19 protein-coding genes, 2 tRNA genes, 3 rRNA genes and 1 riboswitch are annotated in these 25,400 nt (G+C 66.9%); of the genes, 13 read left to right on the top strand and 11 right to left on the bottom strand.

All coding sequences use genetic code 11. The features are described 5' to 3' along the window. Positions 1 to 40: 40 nt before the first annotated feature. The 5 genes from VGN74_RS01690 to rpsF all read right to left on the bottom strand — a co-directional run bounded on the left by VGN74_RS01690 (position 41) and on the right by rpsF (position 4,766). Positions 41 to 418 carry a hypothetical protein gene (locus VGN74_RS01690; protein ID WP_327445630.1) on the bottom strand — a complete coding sequence of 126 codons (378 nt, stop codon included), beginning with the start codon at positions 416 to 418 and terminating at the stop codon, positions 41 to 43. A gap of 241 nt (positions 419 to 659) precedes the next feature. After that, positions 660 to 3,062, bottom strand: coding sequence for a TonB-dependent receptor (locus VGN74_RS01695; protein ID WP_327445631.1), 2,403 nt, complete (start codon positions 3,060 to 3,062; stop codon positions 660 to 662). Between the two features lie 184 nt (positions 3,063 to 3,246). Further along, a riboswitch (SAM riboswitch) is annotated at positions 3,247 to 3,355 on the bottom strand. A 160-nt stretch (positions 3,356 to 3,515) separates the two neighbouring features. Next, the gene (rplI, locus tag VGN74_RS01700; RefSeq protein ID WP_327445632.1) at positions 3,516 to 4,100 is read right to left on the bottom strand and encodes a 50S ribosomal protein L9; all 585 of its coding nucleotides are present in this window, start codon (positions 4,098 to 4,100) and stop codon (positions 3,516 to 3,518) included. 1 nt (position 4,101) lies between these two features. After that, positions 4,102 to 4,368 (bottom strand): 30S ribosomal protein S18, encoded by a 267-nt coding sequence (gene rpsR, locus VGN74_RS01705; RefSeq protein WP_327445634.1) that lies wholly within the window; start codon positions 4,366 to 4,368, stop codon positions 4,102 to 4,104. Positions 4,369 to 4,382: 14 nt separating this feature from the next. After that, positions 4,383 to 4,766 carry a 30S ribosomal protein S6 gene (gene rpsF / locus VGN74_RS01710; protein ID WP_327445635.1) on the bottom strand — a complete coding sequence of 128 codons (384 nt, stop codon included), beginning with the start codon at positions 4,764 to 4,766 and terminating at the stop codon, positions 4,383 to 4,385. Positions 4,767 to 4,960: 194 nt separating this feature from the next. Here rpsF and VGN74_RS01715 point away from each other — a divergent pair, with 194 nt between their 5' ends. Then, the gene (locus VGN74_RS01715) at positions 4,961 to 6,217 is read left to right on the top strand and encodes an Nramp family divalent metal transporter (protein ID WP_327445636.1); all 1,257 of its coding nucleotides are present in this window, start codon (positions 4,961 to 4,963) and stop codon (positions 6,215 to 6,217) included. On the opposite strand, the gene VGN74_RS01720 is transcribed toward VGN74_RS01715, so the two are convergent. Next, a complete protein-coding gene (locus VGN74_RS01720; RefSeq protein WP_327445637.1) occupies positions 6,210 to 6,611 on the bottom strand; it encodes a DUF1761 family protein in 402 nt (133 codons plus the stop codon). The two genes, VGN74_RS01715 and VGN74_RS01720, sit on opposite strands and share 8 nt — an antisense overlap. Before the next feature lie 128 nt (positions 6,612 to 6,739). Between VGN74_RS01720 and fabD the strand changes: the two genes are divergently transcribed. Both fabD and VGN74_RS01730 read left to right on the top strand, forming a co-directional pair. Then, the gene (gene fabD / locus VGN74_RS01725) at positions 6,740 to 7,684 is read left to right on the top strand and encodes an ACP S-malonyltransferase (RefSeq protein WP_327445638.1); all 945 of its coding nucleotides are present in this window, start codon (positions 6,740 to 6,742) and stop codon (positions 7,682 to 7,684) included. Between the two features lie 88 nt (positions 7,685 to 7,772). Continuing rightward, on the top strand, positions 7,773 to 9,035 hold the full coding sequence (locus VGN74_RS01730) for a cation:proton antiporter (protein ID WP_327445639.1): 1,263 nt from the start codon (positions 7,773 to 7,775) through the stop codon (positions 9,033 to 9,035). A 21-nt stretch (positions 9,036 to 9,056) separates the two neighbouring features. On the opposite strand, the gene VGN74_RS01735 is transcribed toward VGN74_RS01730, so the two are convergent. Next, positions 9,057 to 9,833, bottom strand: coding sequence for a PhoH family protein (locus tag VGN74_RS01735; protein WP_327445654.1), 777 nt, complete (start codon positions 9,831 to 9,833; stop codon positions 9,057 to 9,059). 296 nt (positions 9,834 to 10,129) lie between these two features. On the opposite strand from VGN74_RS01735, the gene VGN74_RS01740 reads away from it, so the two are divergent. Beyond that, complete coding sequence (locus VGN74_RS01740) at positions 10,130 to 10,657, top strand: gamma carbonic anhydrase family protein (protein ID WP_327445640.1); 528 nt, start codon at positions 10,130 to 10,132, stop codon at positions 10,655 to 10,657. 112 nt (positions 10,658 to 10,769) lie between these two features. Continuing rightward, positions 10,770 to 11,651, top strand: a complete 882-nt coding sequence (locus tag VGN74_RS01745; protein ID WP_327445641.1) for a hypothetical protein — start codon at positions 10,770 to 10,772, stop codon at positions 11,649 to 11,651. Between the two features lie 121 nt (positions 11,652 to 11,772). Here VGN74_RS01745 and VGN74_RS01750 read toward each other — a convergent pair whose 3' ends face one another. Next, the gene (locus VGN74_RS01750; protein WP_327445642.1) at positions 11,773 to 14,625 is read right to left on the bottom strand and encodes a M16 family metallopeptidase; all 2,853 of its coding nucleotides are present in this window, start codon (positions 14,623 to 14,625) and stop codon (positions 11,773 to 11,775) included. A gap of 155 nt (positions 14,626 to 14,780) precedes the next feature. Here VGN74_RS01750 and VGN74_RS01755 point away from each other — a divergent pair, with 155 nt between their 5' ends. Then, positions 14,781 to 15,740, top strand: coding sequence for an alpha/beta hydrolase (locus tag VGN74_RS01755; protein WP_327445643.1), 960 nt, complete (start codon positions 14,781 to 14,783; stop codon positions 15,738 to 15,740). A gap of 5 nt (positions 15,741 to 15,745) precedes the next feature. Here VGN74_RS01755 and hfaD read toward each other — a convergent pair whose 3' ends face one another. Genes hfaD through hfaA form a run of 3 tightly spaced genes read right to left on the bottom strand, consistent with a single transcriptional unit; the run spans position 15,746 to position 18,361 of the window. After that, complete coding sequence (gene hfaD, locus VGN74_RS01760; protein ID WP_327445644.1) at positions 15,746 to 16,987, bottom strand: holdfast anchor protein HfaD; 1,242 nt, start codon at positions 16,985 to 16,987, stop codon at positions 15,746 to 15,748. After that, positions 16,914 to 17,933 (bottom strand): holdfast anchoring protein HfaB, encoded by a 1,020-nt coding sequence (gene hfaB, locus VGN74_RS01765; protein WP_327445645.1) that lies wholly within the window; start codon positions 17,931 to 17,933, stop codon positions 16,914 to 16,916. Before hfaB ends, hfaD begins: the two co-directional genes overlap by 74 nt. Next, entirely contained in the window at positions 17,930 to 18,361 is a 432-nt protein-coding gene (gene hfaA / locus VGN74_RS01770; RefSeq protein ID WP_327445646.1) for a holdfast anchoring protein HfaA, read from the bottom strand. The genes hfaB and hfaA overlap by 4 nt, the downstream gene beginning before the upstream one ends. A 114-nt stretch (positions 18,362 to 18,475) precedes the next feature. Here hfaA and VGN74_RS01775 point away from each other — a divergent pair, with 114 nt between their 5' ends. The 7 genes from VGN74_RS01775 to rrf all read left to right on the top strand — a co-directional run. Continuing rightward, the gene (locus tag VGN74_RS01775) at positions 18,476 to 19,150 is read left to right on the top strand and encodes a rhomboid family intramembrane serine protease (protein WP_327445647.1); all 675 of its coding nucleotides are present in this window, start codon (positions 18,476 to 18,478) and stop codon (positions 19,148 to 19,150) included. Positions 19,151 to 19,190: 40 nt separating this feature from the next. Then, positions 19,191 to 19,619 (top strand): CBS domain-containing protein, encoded by a 429-nt coding sequence (locus VGN74_RS01780; RefSeq protein WP_327445648.1) that lies wholly within the window; start codon positions 19,191 to 19,193, stop codon positions 19,617 to 19,619. A 723-nt stretch (positions 19,620 to 20,342) separates the two neighbouring features. Continuing rightward, positions 20,343 to 21,826, top strand: a 16S ribosomal RNA gene (locus tag VGN74_RS01785). Positions 21,827 to 21,943: 117 nt separating this feature from the next. Beyond that, a tRNA-Ile gene (locus VGN74_RS01790) sits at positions 21,944 to 22,017 on the top strand. A 43-nt stretch (positions 22,018 to 22,060) separates the two neighbouring features. Next, positions 22,061 to 22,133: transfer RNA gene (locus VGN74_RS01795), tRNA-Ala, on the top strand. A gap of 201 nt (positions 22,134 to 22,334) precedes the next feature. Then, a 23S ribosomal RNA gene (locus VGN74_RS01800) occupies positions 22,335 to 25,216 on the top strand. A 77-nt stretch (positions 25,217 to 25,293) separates the two neighbouring features. Then, positions 25,294 to 25,400 (top strand): 5S ribosomal RNA (gene rrf / locus VGN74_RS01805); the annotation flags it as partial.

Consider the following 25,400-nt stretch of genomic DNA (forward strand, 5'->3'; position numbering starts at 1 on the left):
GAAACCCCGCCCGGCCTGTGGACGCTTGTCCGGACCGGCGTCAGCCGGCGCAGGGGTAGCGGCTGGCCATCCACGCCTGGATACCGTCAGTGACGCTCATCTGCGCGCGTCTCGGTTGGGGGATGCCGTTGAGGAAAGCCAGCATCTCCCGCGGGTTCACCGAGATCTGGTCCGGCGGGCAGGCCGGGGGCGTTCGTCCCGCGGCCCGATCTGCCCTGATCCGTTCCACAACCGTACGCATGCCCCCCCGATACTCAGCGACCAGACGCCTCGCATCGGCGCGCAGCATGGCCGTCGGATTCATGGGAACGCGATTGGCTTCGGTGACGAAGGTGTCGAGGGTCCGCCCGCTCTGGGCGGCTGCCGATCCGGCCAGAAGAAGCGCCGCACCGGCGGCGGCGAGAACGATGTGGCGCATGGTGTCCCTCCCGAAAGCGCCGGAGTCTCTGGCGCCAGCCTGAACCCAAGCTGAACAGTGGGGCGGGATCGGGGCGGGGGGCGCCATTCCTCCCCCCGCAGGGGGAGGGGGACCGCCGAAGGCGGTGGAGGGGGGATTTCAGCCGCGCTTGAGGGTCTCCCCCCTCCGTCTCGCCGGCTACGCCGGCGATCCACCTCCCCCTGCGGGGGAGGAACTGACCGTCGGCGCCACCGGTTTCGGCTTACCAGTTCAGGCTGAGCCGGGCGTAGCCGTAGCGGCCGTTGAAGCCGAACGGGGAGTAGAAGGGGAAGCCCAGCACGCCGTTGGAGTTCAGCGTCGCCGGGGTGAAGTCGGGATACTCGTCGAACACATTGTCGACGCCGAGGGTCAGGGCCACGCCATCAACAATCTGCAGGCGGCCGGACAGGTCGACCACGGTCTTGTCGCCGGTGAAGTAGTCGTTCGGGGCGGTGGTGCCGGGCTGGGTGACGCTGGCGTAGTAGGTGGCCCGCGCCGAGGCGCCGAAGCGGCCGCGCTCCCAGTCCAGCGATCCGGCGACCTTGGTGTCCGGCGTGCCCTGCTCGAAGGTCAGGATGCGCTGGCGGTTGAACAGGGTCGGGGCCGGGTTCAGCACCGAGGTCGAGGTCGGCACCCGCGTCACGGTCACGTCATTGACGTTGGCGGCGACGGTGAAGTCGAAGTCGCCGAGACCATCCGTGCGCAGGCGGTAGCGGCCGACCACATCGATACCCTCGCTCTCGCTCTCCACCCCGTTGATGAAGAAGCGGGCGGCCTGGACCCCGAGCGGATCCAGCAGGGCCGCGACCTGCGGGCTGAAGGTGCGGGTGATGTTCTCCGACAGGACGATCTGGTCCTCGATCTCGATGCGGTAGGCGTCGATGGTCAGGTCGAAGGCGCCGAGGCGGATGACCGCCCCGATGGAGGTGTTGGTCGAGGTTTCGGGCTCCAGCGGCTCGGCCCCCAGCACCCGCGCGGTGACGCTGGTGGCGGGGAAGGTGCCGGTCTCCACGACCACGCCATTCTGGATGACCGACGAGGTGGCCGTGTAGAAGCTCTGCTGCAGCGATGGGGCGCGGAAGCCGGTCGAGATCGAGCCTCTTAGGGCGAAGGCCGGGCTGAAGTCGTAGCGCGCCGCCAGCTTGCCGGTCTGGCTGTCGCCGAAGTCGGAATAGTCCTCGACCCGCAGGGCGCCGGACACGGTCAGCTTGTCGGTCAGCGGCAGCTCGGCCTCGGCGTAGAGGCCGAGTGCGTCGCGGTCTTCATCGACTTCGTTGGAGGGCTGGAAGCCGACGAAACCCTGGGCCCCGCCGGCGAGGGCGGTGTTCGACCCGAGGGGGCCGCGGTTGTAGCTCTCCGGCTGGCCGGCGACGATCTCGTAGGTCTCGCGGCGGGCCTCGAGACCCAGCGCGAGGGTCAGCGGGCCGGACAGGCCGACCTCGAAGGCGCGGACCGCATCGACGCCCAGCACCAGTTGGTCATAGATGGTCTCGCCCGAGTCGAAGCTGGTCGGGGAGGCGGCGCCGTAGGTGGCGTTCAGGCTCTCCTCGGTGCGGTACTCGAGCGCGTTGCGACCGTAGACGAGGCTGACGTCGGTCGACCAGCCGCCCAGCAGGCCACGCACCCCGCCGGCCAGCGACAGGTCCTGCGAATTGATGGCGATCTTCGGCAGGAAGCCGTTCGGGTAGATGGCGGCGACATTGTTGACGTTGTCGCTCAGGCGCGGGAAGGCCGCGCTCTCGCTGTCGCGGTCCTGGAAGCCGGCCCAGCCATAGGCTTCCCAGTCCGCGTTCAGGGGCTTGCCGGCGTTGGCGAAGACGGTGATCTGCTCAACCTCCGGGTCGCCGAGGCGGGCGGTGACGCGGCCGCCCGCGGCGGCCCGCGGGTCGAAGTCGGAGCGCCCGGTCGGGTCGCGCTGCAGATACTCGGCCGACAGGGTCAGGAAGCCGTCCGAGCCCAGCGCCAGCCCCTGCCAGCCGGCGGCGGTCAGGGTCTCGCCGTCCGTCACGTCACGGCTGCCGCGGGCGGTGGTCACCTCGGTGTCGTAGCGTCCCCAGGTCAGGTTCAGGCCGCCGCCGTCCCGGGCTTCGCGCAGGCGCAGGTTGACCACGCCGGCGATGGCGTCCGAGCCGTACTGGGCCGAGGCGCCGTCGCGCAGCACCTCGACGCGGTCCAGCGCCCCCGACGGGATGGCGTTGAGGTCCACGGCGGCGGCGCCGCGGCCGACCGAGCCGTTGACGTTGACCAGGGCGGAGGCGTGCCGGCGCGTACCGTTGACCAGCACCAGGGTCTGGTCCGGCTGCAGGCCGCGCAGGGTTGCTGGCCGGATCGAGTCGGTGCCGTCCGTCACCGACGGGCGCGGGAAGCTGAGCGACGGAACGGCCTGCGCCAGGGCGGCGGCCAGTTCCGTGGTGCCGCGGTTCTGCAGGGTCTCGGCGGTGACGACATCCACCGGTGCAAGGGTGTCGAGGCGCGAGCGGTTGGCGACGCGGGTGCCGGTGATGACGATTTCCTCCACCTCGGTGGCGCCCGGCGCCTGCTGGGCGAGGGCCGGGGCGGCGAAGACGGTGGAGAGGGCGGCGGCCGAGACGGCGAGGGCCAGGCGGGCGCGACGGGAACGGGTCATGACTTCATCCTTCGGTGACGGAGCGATCGTCCGGTGCATCGCCGGCCGGTCTTGTGAGCGGACGAAGGAGGGGCGCCACGGCTGCGGCGATCGTTCGACGGTGAGCATGGCGGCGCCTCCTTCCACGCATCGAGGCTCGCGCGTGACCGGCAGGCGGAGGGGAACGCGCACGGCGTTTCCGGACCGCCCATCTGTCGTGAGGCGGGATCCGCCTCCGCAGGAGTTGGCACCTTGCGTCTCCGCAGGTTGCCCCGGCGTCCAAGGGCCTGTCCCTCAGCCGGTCTCGATGAGCCTCGCCATATTGCGGCGCCACATGCGGCGGGCAAGCGGCGGCGGGCGCAGGAGTTCTGAGGTCGGGTTCAGGGCGGCTGAAGGCAGGGTGGCGCCGCGACCAAAGAAAAAGGGCGCGACCGTCGCCGGCCGCGCCCTTCACCTCTGATCGCCGAAGCGGGATCAGGCTTCGTCGCCGAAGCCTTCCTGCTGGCCGGCGCCGCCCTCGATCAGCTCCTGGGCGGCCTGATCGGCGGCCAGGCGCTCATTGTCGAACTGCGAGCGGATCACGTCCTCGCCCTTGGCCTGACGTTCGGCCTCGTCGGCCGAGCGGGCGACGTTGACCTTGACCGTGGCGCGGACCTCGGCGTGCAGGCGGACCAGCACTTCGTGGACGCCCAGGGTCTTGATCGGAATGTGCAGGATGACCTGCGACTTCTCGATCTTGCCGCCTTCGGCCTGGACGGCTTCGGCGACGTCACGGGCCGCGACCGAACCGTACAGCTGGCCGGTTTCGCCAGCCTGACGGATCATCACATAGGTCTGGCCGTCGATCTTGTCGGCGACCTTCTGGGCCTCGGCCTTGTTCTTCTCGTTGCGCTGCTCGATGGCGGCGCGTTCGACTTCGAAGGCCTTGAGGTTGGCGGCAGTGGCCCGGCGGGCCTTGTCGCGCGGCAGGAGGAAGTTGCGGGCGAAGCCGTCCTTGACGGTGACGACGTCGCCGATGGCGCCGAGGTTCTCGACGCGTTCGAGCAGAACGACCTTCATCTTACTTCACCACATACGGCAGGAGGGCGAGGTAGCGGGCGCGCTTGATCGCCTTGGCCAGCTCGCGCTGCTTCTTCTGGGAGACGGCGGTGATGCGCGAAGGCACGATCTTGCCGCGTTCGGAGACGTAGCGCTGCAGCAGCTTCACGTCCTTGTAGTCGATCTTCGGAGCGTTGGCGCCGGAGAACGGGCACACCTTGCGGCGGCGGTAGAAGGGGCGGCGGGCCGGGCCGTTGCCGACCGGAGTGCCGGGAGTTGCGTCGGTCATCTGGAATCCCTCTCTCAGGCGGCCGCTTCGTCTTCGAAGCGCGGGCCGCGTTCACGCTCGCGCTCGCGTTCCCGCTCGCGGCGGGCCAGCAGCGGCGACAGTTCGAGGTCGAGTTCCTCGACGCGGACGGTCAGCCAGCGCAGCACGTCCTCGTTGATCGACAGCTGACGCTCGACCTCGGCCATGGCGGCTGGGGGGGCGTCGACGGCGAGCAGCGAATAGTGCGCCTTGCGGTTCTTCTTGACCCGGTAGGTCAGGTTGCGCAGACCCCAGTACTCGATCTTGGCGACGACGCCGCCGTTTTCCTCGATCAGAGCCTTGATGGTGTCGTTCAGCGCCTCGGCCTGTTGCGCGCTGATGTCCTGGCGCGTCATGACCGTGTGCTCGTAAAGAGCCATGCGGTAGTCTCCCGTGTGTAGGCGGCGGCGCCGGCGGGCCGGGTAGCCCGTCGACGATGGCTCTGGTCACGGCGGACGGGAGGTTCCCGTCCCTTTGGCGCTCCGTGACAAGACCGCCGTCCTGGAAAGGCGGGCGCTATAGGGGAAAAGCATCGGCGGGGCAAGGCTGCGCCGCCGGCAGGGGAGGCGAGGACATGGACGAGCGGACGGCGAAGTGGCGGCTGCTGGGGCCGGGGCTGGTCGTGGCGGCGACAGGCGTCGGCGCCGGCGACCTCGTGGCCACCCTGATCGCGGGGGCCCGCTATGGCGACGCCCTGCTGTGGGCGGCGATCGCCGGGGCGGTGGTCAAGCTGGCCATGGCCGAGGGGGTGGGCCGCTTCACCCTGGCGACCGGACGCACGCTCTATGACGGCTGGCGCGGGCTGCCGGGCGGGTTCGGCCGCATCGCCGCCGCCTATTTCGGGCTCTATCTCGTGATCTGGGGCTTCGTGTACGGGGCGGCGGGGATGACCGCGACGGCCCTGCCGCTGGCGGCGCTGGCGGCCCCGCTCGGGCTGGAGCTGGACCTCGCCGCCTGGGCCATGCTGGTCGGGCCGCTGGCGGCGCTGATCACCTGGTTCGGCGGCTACAGGACCGTCGAGCGGATCATCGGCGTGCTGGTGGCGATCATGTTCGTCACGGTCGTGGGCCTCGCCGTGATCGTGGCGCCGGACATCAGCCAGACCCTGCGCGGCCTCGTCCCGCTCGTGCCGGAAGGCGCGGGCGTCTACGCCCTGGGTCTGATCGGCGGGGTCGGCGGCACGGTCACGGTCGCCGCCTATGGCTACTGGATCGCCGCCAAGGGCTGGACCGGGCCGGAGTGGATGGGGGTGATGCGGCTGGACAACCGCGTCGCCTACATCGCCACGGGCGTGTTCGTCGTGGCCATGCTGATCGTGGGGGCGGAGCTTCTGCACGCCGCCGGCATCGCGCTGGAGCGCGGCGACCGCGGCCTGCTGGACCTCGGCGAGGTGCTGTCCGAGCGGTTCGGGCCCGTGGTGGCCACCGTCTTCCTGATCGGCTTTCTCGCCACCGCCTTCAGCTCGGTGATCGGCGTCTGGCAGGGGGTGTCGCTGATGTTCGCCGACTTCTACGCCCATCTGCTGGGTCGGGCCGGCGACCCGGCGGTGACCGGCGACCGCAGCCTGGCGGCGCGGGCCTATATGCTGTGGCTGACCTTCCCGCCCATGCTGCTGCTGATGCTGGACCGGCCGTTCGGGCTGATCGTGGCCTATGGGGTGCTGGGCGCGGTGTTCATGCCGTTCCTCGCCGGCACCCTGCTCTGGCTGCTCAACAGCGAGGCGACGCCGAAGCCCTGGCGCAACGGCTGGGTCTCGAACGGCCTGCTGGCCACTGCGGCGCTGATGTTCCTGGTGCTGGCGGGGATCGAGGTGGCGGGGCTGTTCAGCTGACCGGGGCCTTGAGGCCGATCAGGGTCATGACGGCCGCCTGGACGACCATCACCACCAGCCAGTGGCCGGCGTCGAACGCCGCCAGCCTGAGGGAGATGCGGCGGTAGGCGTGGGTGACGACCAGGGCCGGAGCGACGAAGCCGATCCAGATCACCACCGGCGTCGCCATGGCCATGACCCACCGCGGCGCTTCTGGCGGCGCAAGGATCAGCGCCCCGGCAAGGATGCAGGCGAGCCAGAACTCGGCCACGAGGGCGATGACGAGCAGCGGCGGCCGGGTCGCCACCGGGGCGTGGGCCGCCCGGCCCGTCGCCAGATGGTGCGCCACGCCCACCGCCAGACCGGCAAGGGTGGCGGCGAGGATCGGCCAGAAGTTCTGAACGATGTAGATCACGGCGCGTCCTCCGGTGCCGGCCGACCTTACGTCCGCGCGGCGGGGCCGTCATCCCGCCCTCTCTTGCTCCCGGCGGAGCCTTCCCCTACCGCTCCGGCCACGGATTCACGGTGCAGGACAGCAGGAACATGACCCTCGCGCTTCTCTTCCCCGGTCAGGGCAGTCAGTCGGTCGGCATGGGCGCGGCGCTGGCCGACGCCTTCGCCAGCGCGCGGGACGTCTTCGCCGAGGTCGACGAGGCGCTGGGGCAGAAGCTGTCGGCTCTCATGCGGGAGGGGCCGGAGGACCAGCTGACCCTGACCGAGAACGCCCAGCCGGCCCTGATGGCGGTTTCCGTGGCGGCGATCCGCGCGCTGAAGGCCGAGTTCGGCGTTGAGGTGACGCGCGCCGCCTTCGTCGCCGGCCACTCGCTGGGCGAGTACTCGGCCCTGGCCGCCGCCGGGGCGATCAGCCTGTCGGATACGGCGCGGCTGCTGAAGCTGCGCGGCCAGGCCATGCAGCGCGCCGTGCCGGTGGGGCAGGGGGCGATGGCCTCGCTGATCGGACCGAAGACGGATCTGGCGCTGGCCGAGGCGGCGGCGAAGGCAGGAGCCGAGGTCGGCGTCTGCGTCGTCGCCAACGACAACAACCAGGGCAATGTGGTCATCTCGGGCGAGAAGGCGGCGGTCGACCGCGCCATCGAGGCGGCCAAGGCGCTGGGCGCCCGCGCCATTCCGCTGAATGTCTCCGCCCCCTTCCACTGTCCTCTGATGCAGCCGGCGGCCGAAGAGATGGCGGCGGCCCTCGCCGCGGCCACGATCCACGCCCCGGCCGTGCCGGTGGTCGCCAATGTCACGGCGGGCCCGGAACGCGAGGCGGAGGTCATCCGCCGCCTGCTGGTCGAGCAGGTGACCGGCCGGGTGCGCTGGCGCGAGAGCATGGAATGGATGGCCGGCGCGGGCGGCGTCACCCGCTTCGCCGAGATCGGCTCCGGCAAGGTCCTGACCGGCATGGCCAAGCGCATCGCGCCGGACGCCGAAAGCCTGGCGCTCAACACGCCCGAGGAGCTGGAGGCGTTCGCCCGGGGCGTGTGACCGTCCGGACGCTTTGAATTCCGGCGAACCACGGCCATATGGGCGGAACTTCCCGAGGATTTCCGCCCCCGCCCGCCAAGGAGCGCCGATGCCGCATGCCGACAGCCTGATCCTGACCCTGGTGGGCGGCTTCGTCCTCGCCTTCGTCTTCGGGATGCTGGCCAATCGGCTGAAGCTGTCGCCGCTGGTGGGCTATCTTGTGGCGGGGATCGTGGTCGGTCCCTTCACGCCGGGCTATGTCGCCGATACCGAGCTCGCTCCGCAGCTGGCCGAGATCGGCGTGATCCTGCTGATGTTCGGCGTCGGCCTGCATTTCTCGCCGCAGGACCTGATGCGCGTGCGCCGGGTCGCCGTGCCGGGGGCTCTTGTCCAGATCGCCGCGGCGACCGGCCTCGGCTGGGTGCTGGGACGCTTCCTGCTCGGGCTCGGCGACGTCGAGGCGCTGCTGCTCGGCTTCTCCCTGTCAGTGGCCTCGACCGTGGTGCTGTTGCGGGCGCTGGAGGAGCGGCGGCAGGTCAAGGGCGAGATCGGCCGCATCGCGGTCGGCTGGCTGATCGTCGAGGACCTGGTGATCGTGGTGGCGCTGGTCATGCTGCCGCTGATCGTCGTTCCGCCCGGCGAGACCCAGAGCCTGGGTTCGTTGGCGAGCAGCATGGGGTGGACCCTGTTGAAGGTCGCCGCCTTCATCGGTCTCATGTTCATCGTCGGAGGCCGGGTGCTGCCCTGGCTGCTGGTGCGGATCGCCCATACCCGATCGCGGGAGCTGTTCACCCTCGGCGTGCTGGCGATCGCGCTGGGCATCGCCTGGGTGGCCTATGGCGTGTTCGGGGCCTCGTTCGCGCTCGGCGCCTTCGTGGCCGGTCTGGTGCTCAACGGGACGCCGCTGGGCCACAATGCAGCCGAGCGTTCCCTGCCGTTGCGCGACGCCTTCGCCGTGCTGTTCTTCGTCTCGGTCGGGATGCTGTTCGACCCGTCGATCCTGTGGCGCGAGCCGCTGGCGGTGCTCGGGGTCCTGTTCATCGTCGTGGTGGGCAAGACGCTGGCGGCGCTGGCCATCACGGCGGCCTTCAAGCTGGATCGCGCGACCAGCCTCACGGTCGGGGCCAGTCTGGCGCAGATCGGCGAGTTCTCCTTCATTCTCGCCGCCCTCTCCATGTACCTCGGAGCCATGAGCCGGGAGACGCACGACCTGATCCTGTCGGCGGCCCTGCTGTCGATCACGCTGAACCCCTTCCTGTTCCGGCTGATCGATCGCTTCGGCGCGCGGCCCACGCCGCCGGCAGAGGGCTCGAAGGAAGCCGCCGAGGCCGCGCACGAAAAGACCGCCGCCGGCAACCCGGCGACGGCCTGAGTTTCGTCGGCGGGGAAGGCCTCAGAGCACGCCGATCATCGAGGCCACCAGCGGGTGGCGGACGATGTCCCGCTCCGCCAGCTGGACCACGGCGATGTCGGGCACGAGCTGCAGCTTTTCGGCGATGTCGGCGAGCCCGGAGACGCCCGGCAGCAGGTCCGACTGGTGCGGGTCGCCGGTCACCACCATGGTCGAGTGCCAGCCCAGCCGCGTCAGCAGCATCTTGAGCTGGACGTAGGTGCAGTTCTGCGCCTCGTCGACGACCACGAAGGCGTTGTTCAGCGTGCGGCCGCGCATGTAGCCGATGGGGGCGATCTCGATCAGGCCCTCGGCCATCAGCGCCTTGACCCGCTTCATGCTGAGCCGGTCGGACAGGGCGTCGTAGAGCGGGCGCAGATAGGGGGCCAGCTTGTCCTCCATGTCGCCGGGCAGGAAGCCGATCGATTCGCCCGCCTCGACGGCCGGGCGGCTGAGGACGATGCGGCCGACCCGGCCGGCTTCCAGCGCCTCGACCGCCTTGGCCACGGCCAGATAGGTCTTGCCGGTGCCGGCCGGGCCGAGCGCCAGCACCAGATTGTGCGCGTCGATGGCGTTGAGCAGCGCCGCCTGACCTTCGGACTTGGGTTTGAGGGTCTTCAGATAGCCCTGGTCCCGCTCGTCGTTCGACGGATAGGGCGACCAGCCGGCATGGGTCGGAAGCCGACGCACCTTGGCGTCATCCGAGAACTGGTGCGGATCAAACACCGCTTCGCGGGCCTGACGCTTGAGGGCGGATCGCTTGGTCATGAACGCCTCCAGGGCATTAAAAAAGGCGAGCCCGAAACGGACTCGCCTGCGGTCGACATGAGGGGGAGGAAGCTGCAGCTGCCGAGACGACGCGATCGCCGGGATCGGGGGACAGGCCGACTTCGTGCGGGCGAACCCGCGGCCGTACCGAACGCGACACTCACGTCCTCCTTGGCCTGGCCGGACCGGAATGGACCGGCTTCCGAGACGAGGGCCAAATCCGGCTCCCGAATCGTGCTGACAGCCTGATGCTAACGTGGTTTCTGAATGCTTAAACCGGCAATCTGTTCAGAAGAGGCATGGCGCAAATGACCGTTTTGCGACTGGGCGACAAGCAACCGCAGCTTCCGCCCGAGGGGGAATACTGGATCGCGCCGAATGCAACCGTCCTAGGGAACGTGATTCTGAGGCCCGGCGCCAGCGTGTGGTTCGGCGCGGTGCTGCGCGGCGACAATGAGCCGATCACCCTCGGCGAGGATAGCAATGTCCAGGACGGGGCGGTGCTGCACACCGATCCGGGCTCGCCGCTGACGCTGGGGCGCGGCGTTACAGTCGGGCACCAGGCCATGCTGCACGGCTGCGAGATCGGCGATTACAGCCTGATCGGCATCGGGGCGGTGGTGCTGAACGGGGCCCGCATCGGCCGCAACTGCATCATCGGGGCCAAGGCTCTGATCACCGAGGGCAAGGTCATCCCCGACAACAGTCTGGTGGTCGGGGCCCCGGGCAAGATGGTGCGGTCGCGCGAGCCGGCCGAGGAGGCGGTGCTGCGCATGTCTGCCGAGCACTATGTGCAGAACTGGCGGCGCTACGCCCGCGACCTCGGCCCTGTCTGACCTCGCGCCTGTGAGGCAACGGAAACGCAAGGGTTTGCTGTTCCTGTGAGGGGTACATGCGGCCCGGTCCTTGCAGGTCCGGGCGGCGAGTGTCTCGACAGGAGCCCGCCCCATGCGGTTGCGGATCGACATCTGGTTGCCGGCGGCGATCGCCTTTCTCGCCCTGACGGCCTCGGCCGAGCGGGCCGAAGCCCAGTGCGGCACGGGCTGCCAGGCTCCGCCGGAGCCCTGCTGCGCGCCTCCGCCTCCGCCTCCGCCCCCGCCGCCGCCTCCGGCCTGCTGCGAGCCGCCGCCCCCGCCGCCCTGCTGCGGCGGCAACGTCAATGTGAACGTCAACGTCAACGCCGGTGCGACGGCGACGGCCTCGGCCAGCGCCCGGGCCTATCTGAACGCCCGCGCCAGCGCGTCGGCGGGCGGCTTCGGTCGTGGCGGCGGCGTCGCCTATTTCAATGTCGACCAGCCCTATCCGACGACCATCCAGGGCCTGAACGTCGAGGCCGCTTCTGTCGCCCGGGTGGTGCGCGTGCCCTACACCCTGACGCGGCGCGTCTCGAAGCGGGTCGCCATCCAGGCCTTCTGCATCGACGATCGCGCCGTGCCGCATCCGGCCTCGCAGGTCCGCCCCGGCCGGGATGTCTATGACGACTACGAGGGCGAGCTCTATCGCTGCCTCGCCGGGACGCGCCTTCAGATCACCATCGCCGACTATGAGGGCGAAACGCGCTTCGACGGCGGTGAGACCCTGATCTGCGAGAAGGGCGAGGCGCTGTGGCACGGCCGCGGCGGCGTCATCCAGTGTCGCGTCCAGCGGCCGGAGCGGGAGTGCAACGAGCGCTCGCTGCTGCGCCGCTACGGGGCGGGCATCAAGATCCTGACGATGGTGCGGGAAGAGACCTACACCGAGTACCGCGAGGAGATCGTCCACGAGGCCGGCGCCGTCGTGGTCGGTTCCTCCATCACCCTCGACGGCGGGGTGGGCGGCAGGGTGTTCTGAACCGGCTGTTCAGCCGCCGGTCAGCTCGCATGTGCTGAATTCGGTCAGGGTCGAAGTCTCCGTCGACCTCCTGACAACTGCCCCGCTCCGGCGAACCGGAGCGGGGCTTTTTGCGTCAGGCTCAGTTGGCCGGGGCGGCGGCCGAGACCACCTGGGCGCGCCAGGCGCTGCCGGCGTTGAGGTAGCGCTGGGCCAGGGCCTGCAGCATGGCCGGGGTGACGGCCTCGAGGTCGGCGATGTGGTTGACCACGTCGTTGACCGCATTGGCGTCGGCCGAGGCGTCGACCAGCTGGGTCAGCCAGTACTCGTTGCCGGCCAGGGCGCGGCGCAGCGCCTCGATCTGCGGGGCGCGGGCGCGGGTCAGCTCATCCTCATCGATCTGCGCATCGCGCAGGGACGCGGCGATGGCGTCCATCTCGCTGAAGAAGGTCGCGAGATTCTCCGGCGAGGTCTGGGCCGCGGCGAAGATCGAGCCATAGCCGGCGAACACGTCCGAGCTGGAGGAGCCGACGCTCGGCGAGTACGCGATGGCCAGCTCCTCGCGGATCCGGTCGAGCACGCGCAGCTCCATCACGGAGGCCAGCACGCTGATCTGACGGGCTTCGGTGGCGTCGGCGACCGCGTCGGTGGTCGGCCAGGCCACATAGGCGAGGGCCTGGTCCGCCGGACCGGCATGGGTCAGGGCCACGGGGGTCGGCGTGCCGGCCGGGAAGCGCAGCACATCGCCGCCGGCCGGGACCGCCGGACGGGCGCCGCGGGCGGGCAGGGCGCCGAAGGTCGCGCCGACCGCCGCCGCCACGGCGTCGACCGTGGTGTCGCCGACCACGACTATCTCGATCGGCCCCTGCGACAGCCCCTCGATCAGGGTCGCCTTGAGCTGGTCGTTGGTGAAGCCGGCGACCGTCTCGGCCGAGGGCAGGCCCTGTCGGGCGTCACCCGAGGCCAGCAGGCCCGGCGCCTGCAGGCCGAAGGCTCCGGCCGGGGTGGCCGATTGCTGGGCGATGATCTGCGGGAACAGGCCCTTGATCCGCTCGAACGGCGCCGGGCGCAGGCCCGGATCGGTCAGGAACGCAGCCAGCACCTGCATCTGCAGGTCGAGGTCCTGCGGCCGGGTGGCCCCGCTGAGACGGTAGGCGTCGCCCTCGACGCCGAAGCCGACGCTGTAGATGCGGCCCGACAGCACCCGGTTCAGCTCGTCCAGCGTCAGCTGGCCGAGACCGCCGGCGGTGAAGGTGCCTGCCGCCAGCGGCGCCGGGGTGGCGCGGTCGGTCGGCAGGCCCAGCTCGCCGAGGCCGGTGCGGACGCTGATCAGGATCTGCTCGTCGCGGAAGTCGGTCGGCTTGACCGTCAGACGCACCCCGTTCGGGTAGGTCAGGACGGTCGCGCCCAGCTCGGGGATCTCGCGGCGCTCGGCCGGGACCGTGGCGGTCCCGAAGCTGGTGTACGGCCATTCCAGAGCGGCCGCCTCGGCCCGGGCCTGGACCGGCGTGGCGCGCGAGGCTTCGAGCCAGCCGGTGACGGCCGCCTCGCCGCCCTCGATCGGCTCGGGCGTGACCACCAGCACCAGCGGCCCCTGCCCCTGGAAGGCTTCGCGCAGGGCGGCGACCACCGTGTCCGGCGTCAGGCCGGCGACCGCGGCGTTGAACAGGTCGAGGTTGGTCTGCGGGCTGGTGAAGACGCGGTTGTCGTTGGTGGCGCCCAGCAGGCCCCCGGCGAGGCCCGGGGTCGTGCGGGTGGCGGCGGCGTTGACCGCGTTCTCCAGCGCCGTGCGGCGGTCGGTGATCTCGCGCTGCAGCTCCTGGGCGGTGACGCCGAACTGGGCGATGCGGCGGGTCTCCTGCTCGATCGTCTCCAGCGCGCGCTTCAGGCCGCCGGGATTGAAGTTGGCCGAGACGCCGCTCAGGTCGAGGCTGTTGACGAACGTGTCCGACGAGGCGCTGGCGCCGAGGAACGGCGGATTATCCTCGCGCGCCATCTCGCCGAAGCGGCGGTTCAGCACGGCGAGGCCGAGGCCCAGCACCGTGTCCTCGCGCCGCTCGGCGACCGTATCGGGATCGAGGTCGGGGGCGCGGGTCCAGTTGATCTGCACCGAGGACTGGATGCCCGGCTCCACGAGGATGCGGGTCTCCGGGCCGCGCGGGGCGACCTGCCCGAGGTCCGGCTCCGGGCCGTCGGCGGCGCGCGGGGTCCAGTCGGCGAAGGCGGCGCGGACCTTCTGTTCCATCACGTCGACGTCGAAGTCGCCGACCGCGATCATGGTCGCCCGCGAGGGGCGATAGTAGGCGTCGTAGAAGGCGACGAAGCGCTCGCGCGGCGCCGTGCGGATGATGTCGAGGTCGCCGATCGGCAGGCGGTCGGCGATGCGCTGGCCGGGCGCCAGCAGGGCCAGCTGGGCCTTGATCGAACGCAGCTGCGGCGTGTTGCGGGTGCGCTCCTCGCCGACGATGACGCCGCGCTCCTCGTCGATCGCCTCGGCCGCGAACAGGGCTTCGGACACCTGTTCGCGCATGATGCGCAGGGCCGTGTCGACGGTCTCGTCGTTCGTGCGCGGCAGTTCCAGCTGGTAGAAGGTCTGGTCGAAGCCCGTGGCGGCGTTGGTGTCCGCGCCGAAGGCCAGACCCAGCCGCTCGAGAATGCGCAGCAGGTCGTTCTCGGGGATGTTGGTCGTGCCGTTGAAGGCCATGTGCTCGGTGAAGTGGGCGAGGCCGAGCTGGTCCTCGTTCTCCATCAGGGAGCCGGCGTCGATGCGGAGGCGCAGCGAGGCCTGACCCGGCGGGGTAGCGTTGCGCAGGATGGCGTAGCGCATGCCGTTATCGAGGGTGCCGAAGCGGACGGCGCTGTCCGCCGGAATGTCGCTGGATGCCTGGGCCCAGGGGTCCGAGGGCGCGACCTGGGCGACGGCGGGCAGGGCGGCCCCGGCGAAAAGGGCGACGCTAGAGGCGCAGACGAGAAGGAGGCGACGGGCCCGGATCATGGAGGCTCTCCAGAATGGCAAGGAAACTTGACATAGCCGCCTCGGCGGCGCCGAGACAAATGACGAAAGATTAATGCGGCCGGAAAGGGGCGCTGTTGACGCGGCAGGGCGGGCAGGCTGGCCTTGGGGAGCCGGCGGAGACACGGAGGCGCGAGATGCGAAGCGGATGGATCGGGCTGGCCGTCGCGGCGGGGCTGCTGGCGGGGCTGCTGGCGGGGGGCGCTGCGGCGGCGGACGAGGCGGTCATGATCGCCGGGCCGACCGGGCCGCTGGCCGGGACCTATCTGGCGCCCGCCGCGGGCGGGCCGGTCATGGTGATCATTCCCGGCAGCGGTCCGACCGATCGCAACGGCAACAGTCCGCTCGGCGTCGCCGGCGGGGCCTACCAACGGCTGGCCGAGGCGCTGGCGGTCGAGGGCGTCGGCTCGATCCGCATCGACAAGCGGGGCATGTTCGGCAGCGCGGCTGCGGCGGCGGACCCGAACGCCGTGCGCCTGACCGACTATGCCGAGGACGTCCGCGCCTGGGCGGCCGAGGCGCGTCGCCGCGCCGGCGCGCCCTGCGCCTGGCTGCTGGGCCACAGCGAAGGCGGGCTGGTGGCCATCCTCGCGGCGCAGGACAGTCCCGACGTCTGCGGTCTGGTGCTGCTGGCGGCCCCGGGCCGACCGCTGCAGCAGGTGCTGCGCGAGCAGCTGGCGGCCAATCCGGCCAATGCGGCGATCCTGCCGCAGGTCGATCGCATCATCGCCAGCCTTGAGGCGGGCGAGGCGCCGGACCTGACCGGCGCGCACCCGGGCGTGGCGATGCTGTTCAACCCGGCGCTCAACACCTACTTCGTCAGCCTGTTCAGCCATGACCCGGCGGTGGAGCTGGCGCGCTACCCCGGGCCGATGCTGGTGGTGCAGGGGGAGACGGACATCCTGGTGACCGTCGCCGACGCCGAACGCCTCGCCGGGGCGCGGGGGCTGGAGCCGGTCATCATCCCCGGCATGAACCATGTGCTGCGCGACGCCCCGGCGGACCGGGCGGCCAATGCAGCGACCTATCGGCTGACGGATGCGCCGTTGTCGGCGGGGCTGGCGGAGGCCATCGCCGGCTTTGTCACCGGCCGCTGAGGCGCCTAGTTGGTCGGGCCGGTGACGTAGAAGGTGGCGCGGTTGCCGACGGCGTTGGCCCCGACCACCACGGCCCGGCCCTGACCGCCGACCGAGGCGGTGGCGGTCGAGGTCACGGCGGCGGTGTTGGTCTGGGTGCTGGCGGTGACCAGCGTGCCCTCGCAGGTGGCGCAGGCGTAGGCGACGACATTGTTGCCGACCGCCTCGGCCCCGACCTGGGCGTCATAGCCATAGGCCCCGACGAAGGTCGCGTCCGCGGTCACCACGCCGCCGTTGAACTGGCTGTTGTCGATCTCGACGTAGCGATCGTTGTTGCCGACCTCGGCGCTGTTGCCGGCGGCGGTGGCCGAGGCCTCGGCGCGCCCGAAGTCATAGGCCGTGAAGAGGGAGGAGGCGCGCACGGCCGAGCGGTTGCTCTGGTCTGTCGCCGCGACGACCGAGCCGCCCGCGTTGCGGAGGATCGTCTGGTTGGCGGCGGCGCGGGCCCGGCCGGCCAGATCCCAGGCGTTGCCCGCGTTGGCGCTGACCGCGGCGGTGACCAGCGCGCCGTCAGAGGTCTGGCGGATGTCCAGCGCGGCGCTGGAGGCCCCGGTCCCGCCGGACTGGACTGCATTGCCCAGCGCCTGGGCCGAGACCACGGCCGGGGCGGGGATGTACTGGGTCAGGGCCAGGGCGCCGGCGTCGACCGACGCGGCGGTCGAGGTCTGGTCGATCGCGCCGGTGACGCGCCCCTCGGTCGCCTGCAGGGCGGCGACATTGCCCTGGGCGGTGGCGGTCAGGGTCCCGCCCTCGAGGAGGCGGGCGGTGTCGTTCTCGATGCGGGCGCGGGCGATGACGGACGGCACCCCGACCGTCTGGCGGGCGTCGAGGTCGATCGCGCCGCGTTCGGCCGTGCCGCCGAGACGGTTGCCGGTCGCGTCGGCGCGGGCGTCCAGCGGTCCGGTGTCGCCCTCCAGCGTCAGGCTGACGGTGGCGCGGGCCCCGCCCTGCATCGCCTGGTCGGAGGTCAGGCGACCGGTGGTCCCGACCACGCCGGCCAGAACCTCGTTGCCCCGCGCGCTGGCGGACGCATCGACCGAACCGGCGTCGACGACGTTCAGCGTCGCCTCGGCGACGCTGTCGTTCAGCTGGATCTGTCCGTTCAGGACGGTCGAACCGTCCTGCGCCAGGGCCTCAGTAGCGGCCGCGGCGCACGTCACGGTCGCGGCGATCATGCCAGCGACCCGGCTCAGCGCGGGTTTCGCCATTGTTTGTGTCCGTGTTGGCGTAGGCCGGATAGTAGCCGCCCGTGGGGCCCACGGTTCCGAGCGGATCGTTGGTGGCGTCGAGGCAGACCTGCGGGCCCGGCGCGCCGTAGAGGTTGGCCATCATCTCCAGCGTGGCCCGCTCCACGAGGGCGCGCACGGCCAGCTGCACCGGCTCCATGCCGCCCGTCCCGGCGGACAGGTCGAAGACATTGCCATTGAGGAAGTCGAACAGGCCGGCGGAGACTTCGCGGCCGACCACCTGCTTCTGGTAGGAGATGACGTCGACCACCTCGAGCGTCTGGGTCTGCACCAGGCGCAGGTCGAGGGCGATGTTCATGACATAGACGCGCCCGGTGACGATGCCCGAGCCGCCGTTGTCCTGGATCTCGCCGCCGGCGACGTCGAAGCCGGCCGAGCGGATGTTGGCGTTCACCTCGGTGATGCCGCCGACGATGTAGAAGTCGGAGCCCGGCACCTGGCCGGCCATGATGCGGCGGAACTCGATCTCGCCGGGCGACTCGGGATTGGCGGCCTCATCGCCGATCAGACGGTTGTTGGCGTAGCGCAACTCGAGCTCGGACACGGAGGTGTCGAAGCGCTCGACGATGCGCGCGCCGGCCTTGGCCAGGGCCGAGGTGGCCATCAGCGAGGCCCCGCCCGTGATCTGGCGCCCGCCATCCGGCGAGATGGTGCCGGTGTAGTCGCTGATCCGCCCGACCGCCATGCGTGGCGAGGGCAGGTTGTAGCGGCGGGCGTAGTCCGCGAGGCAGTACAGGGCCGTGGAATAGGGCGTGGGGTTGGCCGTGACCGGGGCGTTGCCGATGGGACGGGCGTAGAGCCCGCCGGGGCCGGCCGTCGGGCTGACCGCGCAGGCCGACAGCAGGGCCGCGGCGGCGGTCAGGACGCCGAGTGGGCGGGCGCGCTTGAGGGCGATCATCAGGCTCATGGCAGGTTCAGGGTCCCGTTCAGCACGGCGCCTGCCGTGATGTCGCCGCTGTTGGTCTGGCTGGAGTTGACGATCACGATGTTGCGGCTGCCGGTGACGACCACGTTCAGCTGGTTGCCGATGGCGGTGGCCCCGCCGACCTGGGTCCCCGACGTCTGGCCGCCGACGCCGGACCAGGCCCGGGCGACGCCGCCCGAGGACGACGAGTAGGCGCTGGCCCCGTTCTGGATGATGCCGTTGACGATCAGCCGGTTGCCGTTGGCGTCGCGGGTCGAGCCGGTGGCCGGCGTGGCCACCGCGGTGCGCGCGTCGCCATAGCCCGACTGCAGGCGGGCGGGCGTGGCCCCGTACGACTGGGCCAGCGCCGGGGCGGCGAGGCCGAGCGACAGAATCAGGGCGACCGGAGCGGCCGCGGCGAAGGTCGTCATGGTGCGTCCACCATCTTGGTAAGCGACCCTGGTTAAGCGGGCGCCACCGCAAACTGGCCCACGTCTCTTAAGAAGCGCTTGATGCGGGGCAGGGGGCGGCCCCATCTGGGGGGCATGGCGGACGAGCCCCCCCGATTCGCGCGTTCCGAACGCGTTTTCAACGCCCCGGCGGTGGCCGTGGCGCTGGCGGTGTCCATGCCGGTGCTGTTCTGGCTGCAGCTGCGCCTGCCGGGGGAGGGGATCGACTGGGCGCTGCGCCCGGACGCCGTTCTCGATGGAGCGTGGTGGCAGCTGATCACCGTCATGCTGCTGCACGGCGGCTGGGGCCATGTTGCCATGAACGCCATCGGGGCGCTGACGTTCGGCGCCGCCGTGGCGCGGATGCTGCCGGGCGCCCGCGGTGTCGGCGCATTTCTGGCCTTCTATATAGTGTGCGGCGTGCTGGCGGGGCTCGGCTATGTCGCCATCCACCCGGACAGCGGGCAGGCGCTGGTCGGGGCATCGGGCGCGGTGTTCGGCCTGATCGGCGGTGCGACGCGTCTGCTGGGCGGGGGCGGAAGGGTGCTGCCGCTTAAGGATCGCCGGGTGGTTTCGGCCAGCCTGGCGTGGATGGGGCTGAACGCTTTCGTCGGCCTGATCGGGTTTGCGCCGGGCGCAGACGGGGCCTCGATCGCGTGGGAGGCGCACGCCGCGGGATTCATCGCCGGGCTGGTCCTGATCGGGCCGTGGGTCCGGCTGTACGGGCCGCGATTTGATTCGCCCGCCGATCTGGGCGACCCTCCTCTCTAGAAGCGGTCCGACCGCGACCGCCGGGGCGAGGGAGACGCGCATGCTGGTGGCCGAGATTCTCAAGAGCAAGGGTGGCGCGGTGCACGCGCTGGGGCCGAAGGCGTCCGTGGCCGAGGCCGCGGGCGAGCTGCAGAGCCGACGGGTCGGGGCCCTGATGGTCTGCGACGGCGACGCCTGTGTCGGCGTCCTCTCGGAACGGGACATCGTCCGGGCCGTGGCGAAGGACGGGGCCGCGGCGCTGGCCCGCCCGGTCGCCGACTACATGACGCGTCAGGTGATCTTTGCGGATCCGGGCGAGAGCGTGGACCAACTGCTGGGGCGCATGACCGACCGGCGCATCCGCCATCTCCCGGTGCTGCGCGACGGCGCTCTCATGGGGGTCGTGTCGATCGGGGACCTGGTCAAGGCGCGCATCGATGAGGCGGCGCGCGAGGCGGAAAGCCTGAAGAGCTATATCGCGGCGGGCTGAGTCCCCGGTTCGACGAACGGCGGGCCGCGAGAAAGTTTGAGAAATCGCAAATCTCCGCTTGCGGCCCGGACGGCCCGTGGGTACATCGCCGCCTCGCTCGGAAACGGGCGGCGCCGAGGCGGCGGAACGGGGGCGACCCCGGGAGGCGGCCCCGGAAGAAAGTGAAAATAGTCACTTGCTTCTGGTTTCGGTTCCGCATAGTCTCCGCGCTCTTGACCGACTCAGAAACGGCCCCGACGGGAAGCCCCAAACTTCCCGGTGAGGCCTTCGTTGTCTCCGAAGCTTCCAGCTTCGAAACGGCGAAAAAACTTCTGAAAAAAGTCGGTTGACGCAGGGATCGGTCCTCTCTAGAGACGCCGCTCCCGCCGCCCCGGAGGTCTCCTCCAAAAGCGGCTCCGAGAAAAACGGTTCTTCTTCAAAAAGAACCGCTTGACACGGAAAACCGAGGCGACTACATCGCCGCCTCCGCCGACACCGGGCGCTAAACGGTGGGGCCGGAAAGCCTCCGGTTCGGGTCTTTGAAATCGTTGATCTGGAAAGAGAAACGCAGGCGGCGGTGTCCTGGCGATGGTCCTTTGAGGCCATCTCGACACTGACAACTGCGGTCTTTTGAAAAGACACCATGAAGTCGATCTTCGGATCGATCGAGTGGGATCTCGTCAAGAAACGTAGACTACGCCAAACCGACCATATGGTCGATGACGCGAAGGTCAGTGCTCAACTCAACCTGAGAGTTTGATCCTGGCTCAGAGCGAACGCTGGCGGCAGGCCTAACACATGCAAGTCGAACGAACCCTTCGGGGTTAGTGGCGGACGGGTGAGTAACACGTGGGAACGTGCCCTTTGGTACGGAATAACTCAGGGAAACTTGAGCTAATACCGTATGTGCCCTTCGGGGGAAAGATTTATCGCCATTGGAGCGGCCCGCGTCTGATTAGCTAGTTGGTGAGGTAAAAGCTCACCAAGGCGACGATCAGTAGCTGGTCTGAGAGGATGACCAGCCACATTGGGACTGAGACACGGCCCAAACTCCTACGGGAGGCAGCAGTGGGGAATCTTGCGCAATGGGCGAAAGCCTGACGCAGCCATGCCGCGTGGATGATGAAGGTCTTAGGATTGTAAAATCCTTTCACCGGGGACGATAATGACGGTACCCGGAGAAGAAGCCCCGGCTAACTTCGTGCCAGCAGCCGCGGTAATACGAAGGGGGCTAGCGTTGCTCGGAATTACTGGGCGTAAAGGGCGCGTAGGCGGACATTTAAGTCGGGGGTGAAATCCCAGGGCTCAACCCTGGAACTGCCTTCGATACTGGATGTCTTGAGTGCGGGAGAGGTGTGTGGAACTCCGAGTGTAGAGGTGAAATTCGTAGATATTCGGAAGAACACCAGTGGCGAAGGCGACACACTGGCCCGTTACTGACGCTGAGGCGCGAAAGCGTGGGGAGCAAACAGGATTAGATACCCTGGTAGTCCACGCCGTAAACGATGATTGCTAGTTGTCGGAGTGCATGCACTTCGGTGACGCAGCTAACGCATTAAGCAATCCGCCTGGGGAGTACGGTCGCAAGATTAAAACTCAAAGGAATTGACGGGGGCCCGCACAAGCGGCGGAGCATGCGGATTAATTCGATGCAACGCGAAGAACCTTACCAAGGCTTGACATATACGAGAACGGGCCAGAAATGGTCAACTCTTTGGACACTCGTAAACAGGTGGTGCATGGTTGTCGTCAGCTCGTGTCGTGAGATGTTGGGTTAAGTCCCGCAACGAGCGCAACCCTCGTTTTTAGTTGCCATCATTAAGTTGGGCACTCTAGAGAGACTGCCGGTGACAAACCGGAGGAAGGTGGGGATGACGTCAAGTCAGCATGCCCCTTACGTCCTGGGCTACACACGTACTACAATGCTACGGACAAAGGGTCGCAAGCTAGCAATAGCAAGCCAATCCCATAAACCGTGGCTCAGTTCAGATTGTAGGCTGCAACTCGCCTACATGAAGGAGGAATCGCTAGTAATCGCAGGTCAGCATACTGCGGTGAATACGTTCCCGGGCCTTGTACACACCGCCCGTCACACCATGGGAGTTGGCCACGCCCGAAGTCGTTACTCCAACCGTTCGCGGAGGAGGATGCCGAAGGCAGGGCTGATGACTGGGGTGAAGTCGTAACAAGGTAGCCGTACCGGAAGGTGTGGCTGGATCACCTCCTTTTAGGGAGACCTACCTACTCGATATCTGAAAGCATAGTGCGATTAGGACAAGAGTTGGTCATCCCAAGGTCGTTCAAGTTATGAGTGCTGTCTTCTAAGCTATTATGGTTCGGTTCGTGGGCTATTAGCTCAGGTGGTTAGAGCGCACCCCTGATAAGGGTGAGGTCCCTGGTTCGAGTCCAGGATGGCCCACCTTTGTATCTATCAGCTTTCATTTTGATGAGAGAGATATTGAGGGGGTTTAGCTCAGTTGGTAGAGCGCCTGCTTTGCAAGCAGGATGTCAACGGTTCGAGTCCGTTAACCTCCACTGTCCATTTTCTTTATTTTTTAGTGAAGAAGAGACAAGAGTCATAGCAACTCATCTTGAGCATCAAGAGAGCCTGCTGTGACGTAGAGTCCAGCCAGAACCTTGAAAACTGCATAGTAATTTGTCAGGTAGGAATCGATTGATTAAGGTCAGTCGATAAATATCACAGACACCAATGTGGATTGATGTGCTACATCAAGTGGTCAAGCTACAAAGGGCTGATGGTGGATACCTAGGCACACAGAGGCGAAGAAGGACGTGGTTACCGACGATATGCCCCGGGGAGTTGGAAGCAAGCATTGATCCGGGGGTTTCCGAATGGGGCAACCCTAAACATGGCTACCTGAATCTATAGGGTAGAACAAGCTAACGCAGCGAATTGAAACATCTTAGTAGCTGTAGGAAGAGAAAGAAAACTCGATTCCCTTAGTAGCGGCGAGCGAAGCGGGAAGAGCCTAAACCAGTGGTTTTCACCACTGGGGTTGTGGGACAGCGACATGGAATCTGGCGGTTAGACGAAGCAGTTGAGTGCTGCATCAGAGAAGGTGAGAATCCTGTAGTCGAAAGCTTAAAGATACTAGCTGAATCCCGAGTAGGTCGGAGCACGTGGAATTCCGATTGAATCATCGAGGACCACCTCGAAAGGCTAAATACTCCTGTGTGACCGATAGTGAAACAGTACCGCGAGGGAAAGGTGAAAAGAACCCCGGGAGGGGAGTGAAATAGAACATGAAACCATCAGCCTACAAGCAATGGGAGGACGATTAAACGTCTGACCGTGTGCCTGTTGAAGAATGAGCCGGCGACTTATAGGTACTGGCAGATTAAGGCGGGAATGCCGAAGTCAAAGCGAAAGCGAGTCTGAATAGGGCGCTAGTCAGTATTTATAGACCCGAACCCTGGTGATCTAACCATGGGCAGGATGAAGCTTGGGTAAAGCCAAGTGGAGGTCCGAACCGACTGATGTTGAAAAATCAGCGGATGACCTGTGGTTAGGGGTGAAATGCCAATCGAACCAGGAGCTAGCTGGTTCTCCCCGAAATGTGTTGAGGCGCAGCGGTAGAGATTATAGCGGGGGGGTAAAGCACTGATTCGGTGCGGGCTGCGAGAGCGGTACCAAATCGAGTCAAACTCTGAATACCCCGTGTACACTCTGCCAGTTAGACGGTGAGGGATAAGCTCCATCGTCAAGAGGGAAACAGCCCAGACCACCAGCTAAGGTCCCCAAATCATAACTAAGTGATAAAGGAGGTGGGATTGCAGAGACAACCAGGAGGTTTGCCTAGAAGCAGCCATCCTTAAAAGAGTGCGTAATAGCTCACTGGTCAAGCGATCCTGCGCCGAAAATGAACGGGGCTAAGTTATGTACCGAAGCTGTGGGATTTGTATACAAATCGGTAGGGGAGCGTTCCGTTGTAGTTAGAAGCATTAGCGAGAGCAGATGTGGACGAAGCGGAAGTGAGAATGTCGGCTTGAGTAGCGCAAACATTGGTGAGAATCCAATGCCCCGAAATCCTAAGGGTTCCTCCGGAAGGCTCGTCCGCGGAGGGTTAGTCGGGACCTAAGGCGAGGTCGAAAGACGTAGTCGATGGACAATCGGTCAACATTCCGATACCGATTATGAATTGTGCAGAGGGACGGAGAAGGCTAACACAGCCAGAAGTTGGTTACTGGTTCAAGCATTCGAGGCGATGAGAGACGGCGAAAACGTCTTGAGCGGAGATGTGAGTACGAGAAGATACGTCTTCGAAGTGTGTGATGTCAGGCTTCCGAGAAAAGCTCTAAACACGTTAATTCATAATTGCCCGTACTCTAAACCGACACAGGTGGGATAGTTGAGAATACTAAGGGGCGCGAGATAACTCTCTCTAAGGAACTCGGCAAAATTGCCCCGTAACTTCGGAAGAAGGGGTGCCACCGCAAGGTGGTCGCAGTGAAGAGTCCCAGGCGACTGTTTACCAAAAACACAGGTCTCCGCTAAGTCGCAAGACGATGTATGGGGGCTGACGCCTGCCCAGTGCCGGAAGGTTAAGGAAGTTGGTCAGGGAGCTTGCTCCTGAAGCTAGCGACTGAAGCCCCGGTGAACGGCGGCCGTAACTATAACGGTCCTAAGGTAGCGAAATTCCTTGTCGGGTAAGTTCCGACCCGCACGAAAGGCGTAACGATCTGGGAGCTGTCTCGGAGAGAGGCTCGGCGAAATAGGATTGTCTGTGAAGATACGGACTACCTGCACCTGGACAGAAAGACCCTATGAAGCTTTACTATAGCCTGGTATTGGGTTCGGGCTTTGACTGCGCAGGATAGGTGGGAGGCTATGAAGGAGTCCTTGTGGGGATTCTGGAGCCAACGGTGAGATACCACTCTGTCAGAGCTAGAATTCTAACCGAATGCCGTTATCCGGCTTCGGAACAGTATCAGGTGGGTAGTTTGACTGGGGCGGTCGCCTCCTAAATGATAACGGAGGCGCACAAAGGTTCTCTCAGGCTGGTTGGAAATCAGCCGTAGAGTGTAAAGGCACAAGAGAGCTTGACTGTAAGAGGGACAACTCGAGCAGGGACGAAAGTCGGTCTTAGTGATCCGACGGCACTGAGTGGAAGGGCCGTCGCTCAACGGATAAAAGTTACTCTAGGGATAACAGGCTGATCTCCCCCAAGAGTTCACATCGACGGGGAGGTTTGGCACCTCGATGTCGGCTCATCGCAACCTGGGGCGGTAGTACGTCCCAAGGGTTGGGCTGTTCGCCCATTAAAGCGGTACGTGAGCTGGGTTCAGAACGTCGTGAGACAGTTCGGTCCATATCCGGTGCAGGCGCAAGAGCATTGAGAGGATTCTTCCTTAGTACGAGAGGACCGGGAAGAACGCACCTCTGGTGTACCTGTTATCGTGCCAACGGTAAACGCAGGGTAGCCAAGTGCGGAGCGGATAACCGCTGAAAGCATCTAAGTGGGAAGCCCACCTCAAGATGAGTGCTCTCATGGGTTAACCCAGTAAGGTCACGGGTAGAACACCCGTTAATAGGTGGTAGATGGAAGTGTAGTAATGCATGAAGTCGAGCCATACTAACAGACCGAGGGCTTGACCTCAAGTGGCAAGTCAACAGACACATTGGTAGAAGTAGCAAGACAAATTACTATGCAGCCTTCAAGGTTTTGAAAGCTTTCCTGGTGCCTATGGCGGTGTGGAACCACGCTTATCCATCCCGAACTGAGATGTGAAACGCACCTGCGGCGAAGATAGTTGGGGGGCAGCTCCCTGCAAAAATAGCTC

The sequence above is a fragment of the Brevundimonas sp. genome, from assembly GCF_035998205.1.
Classification (GTDB): Bacteria; Pseudomonadota; Alphaproteobacteria; order Caulobacterales; family Caulobacteraceae; genus Brevundimonas.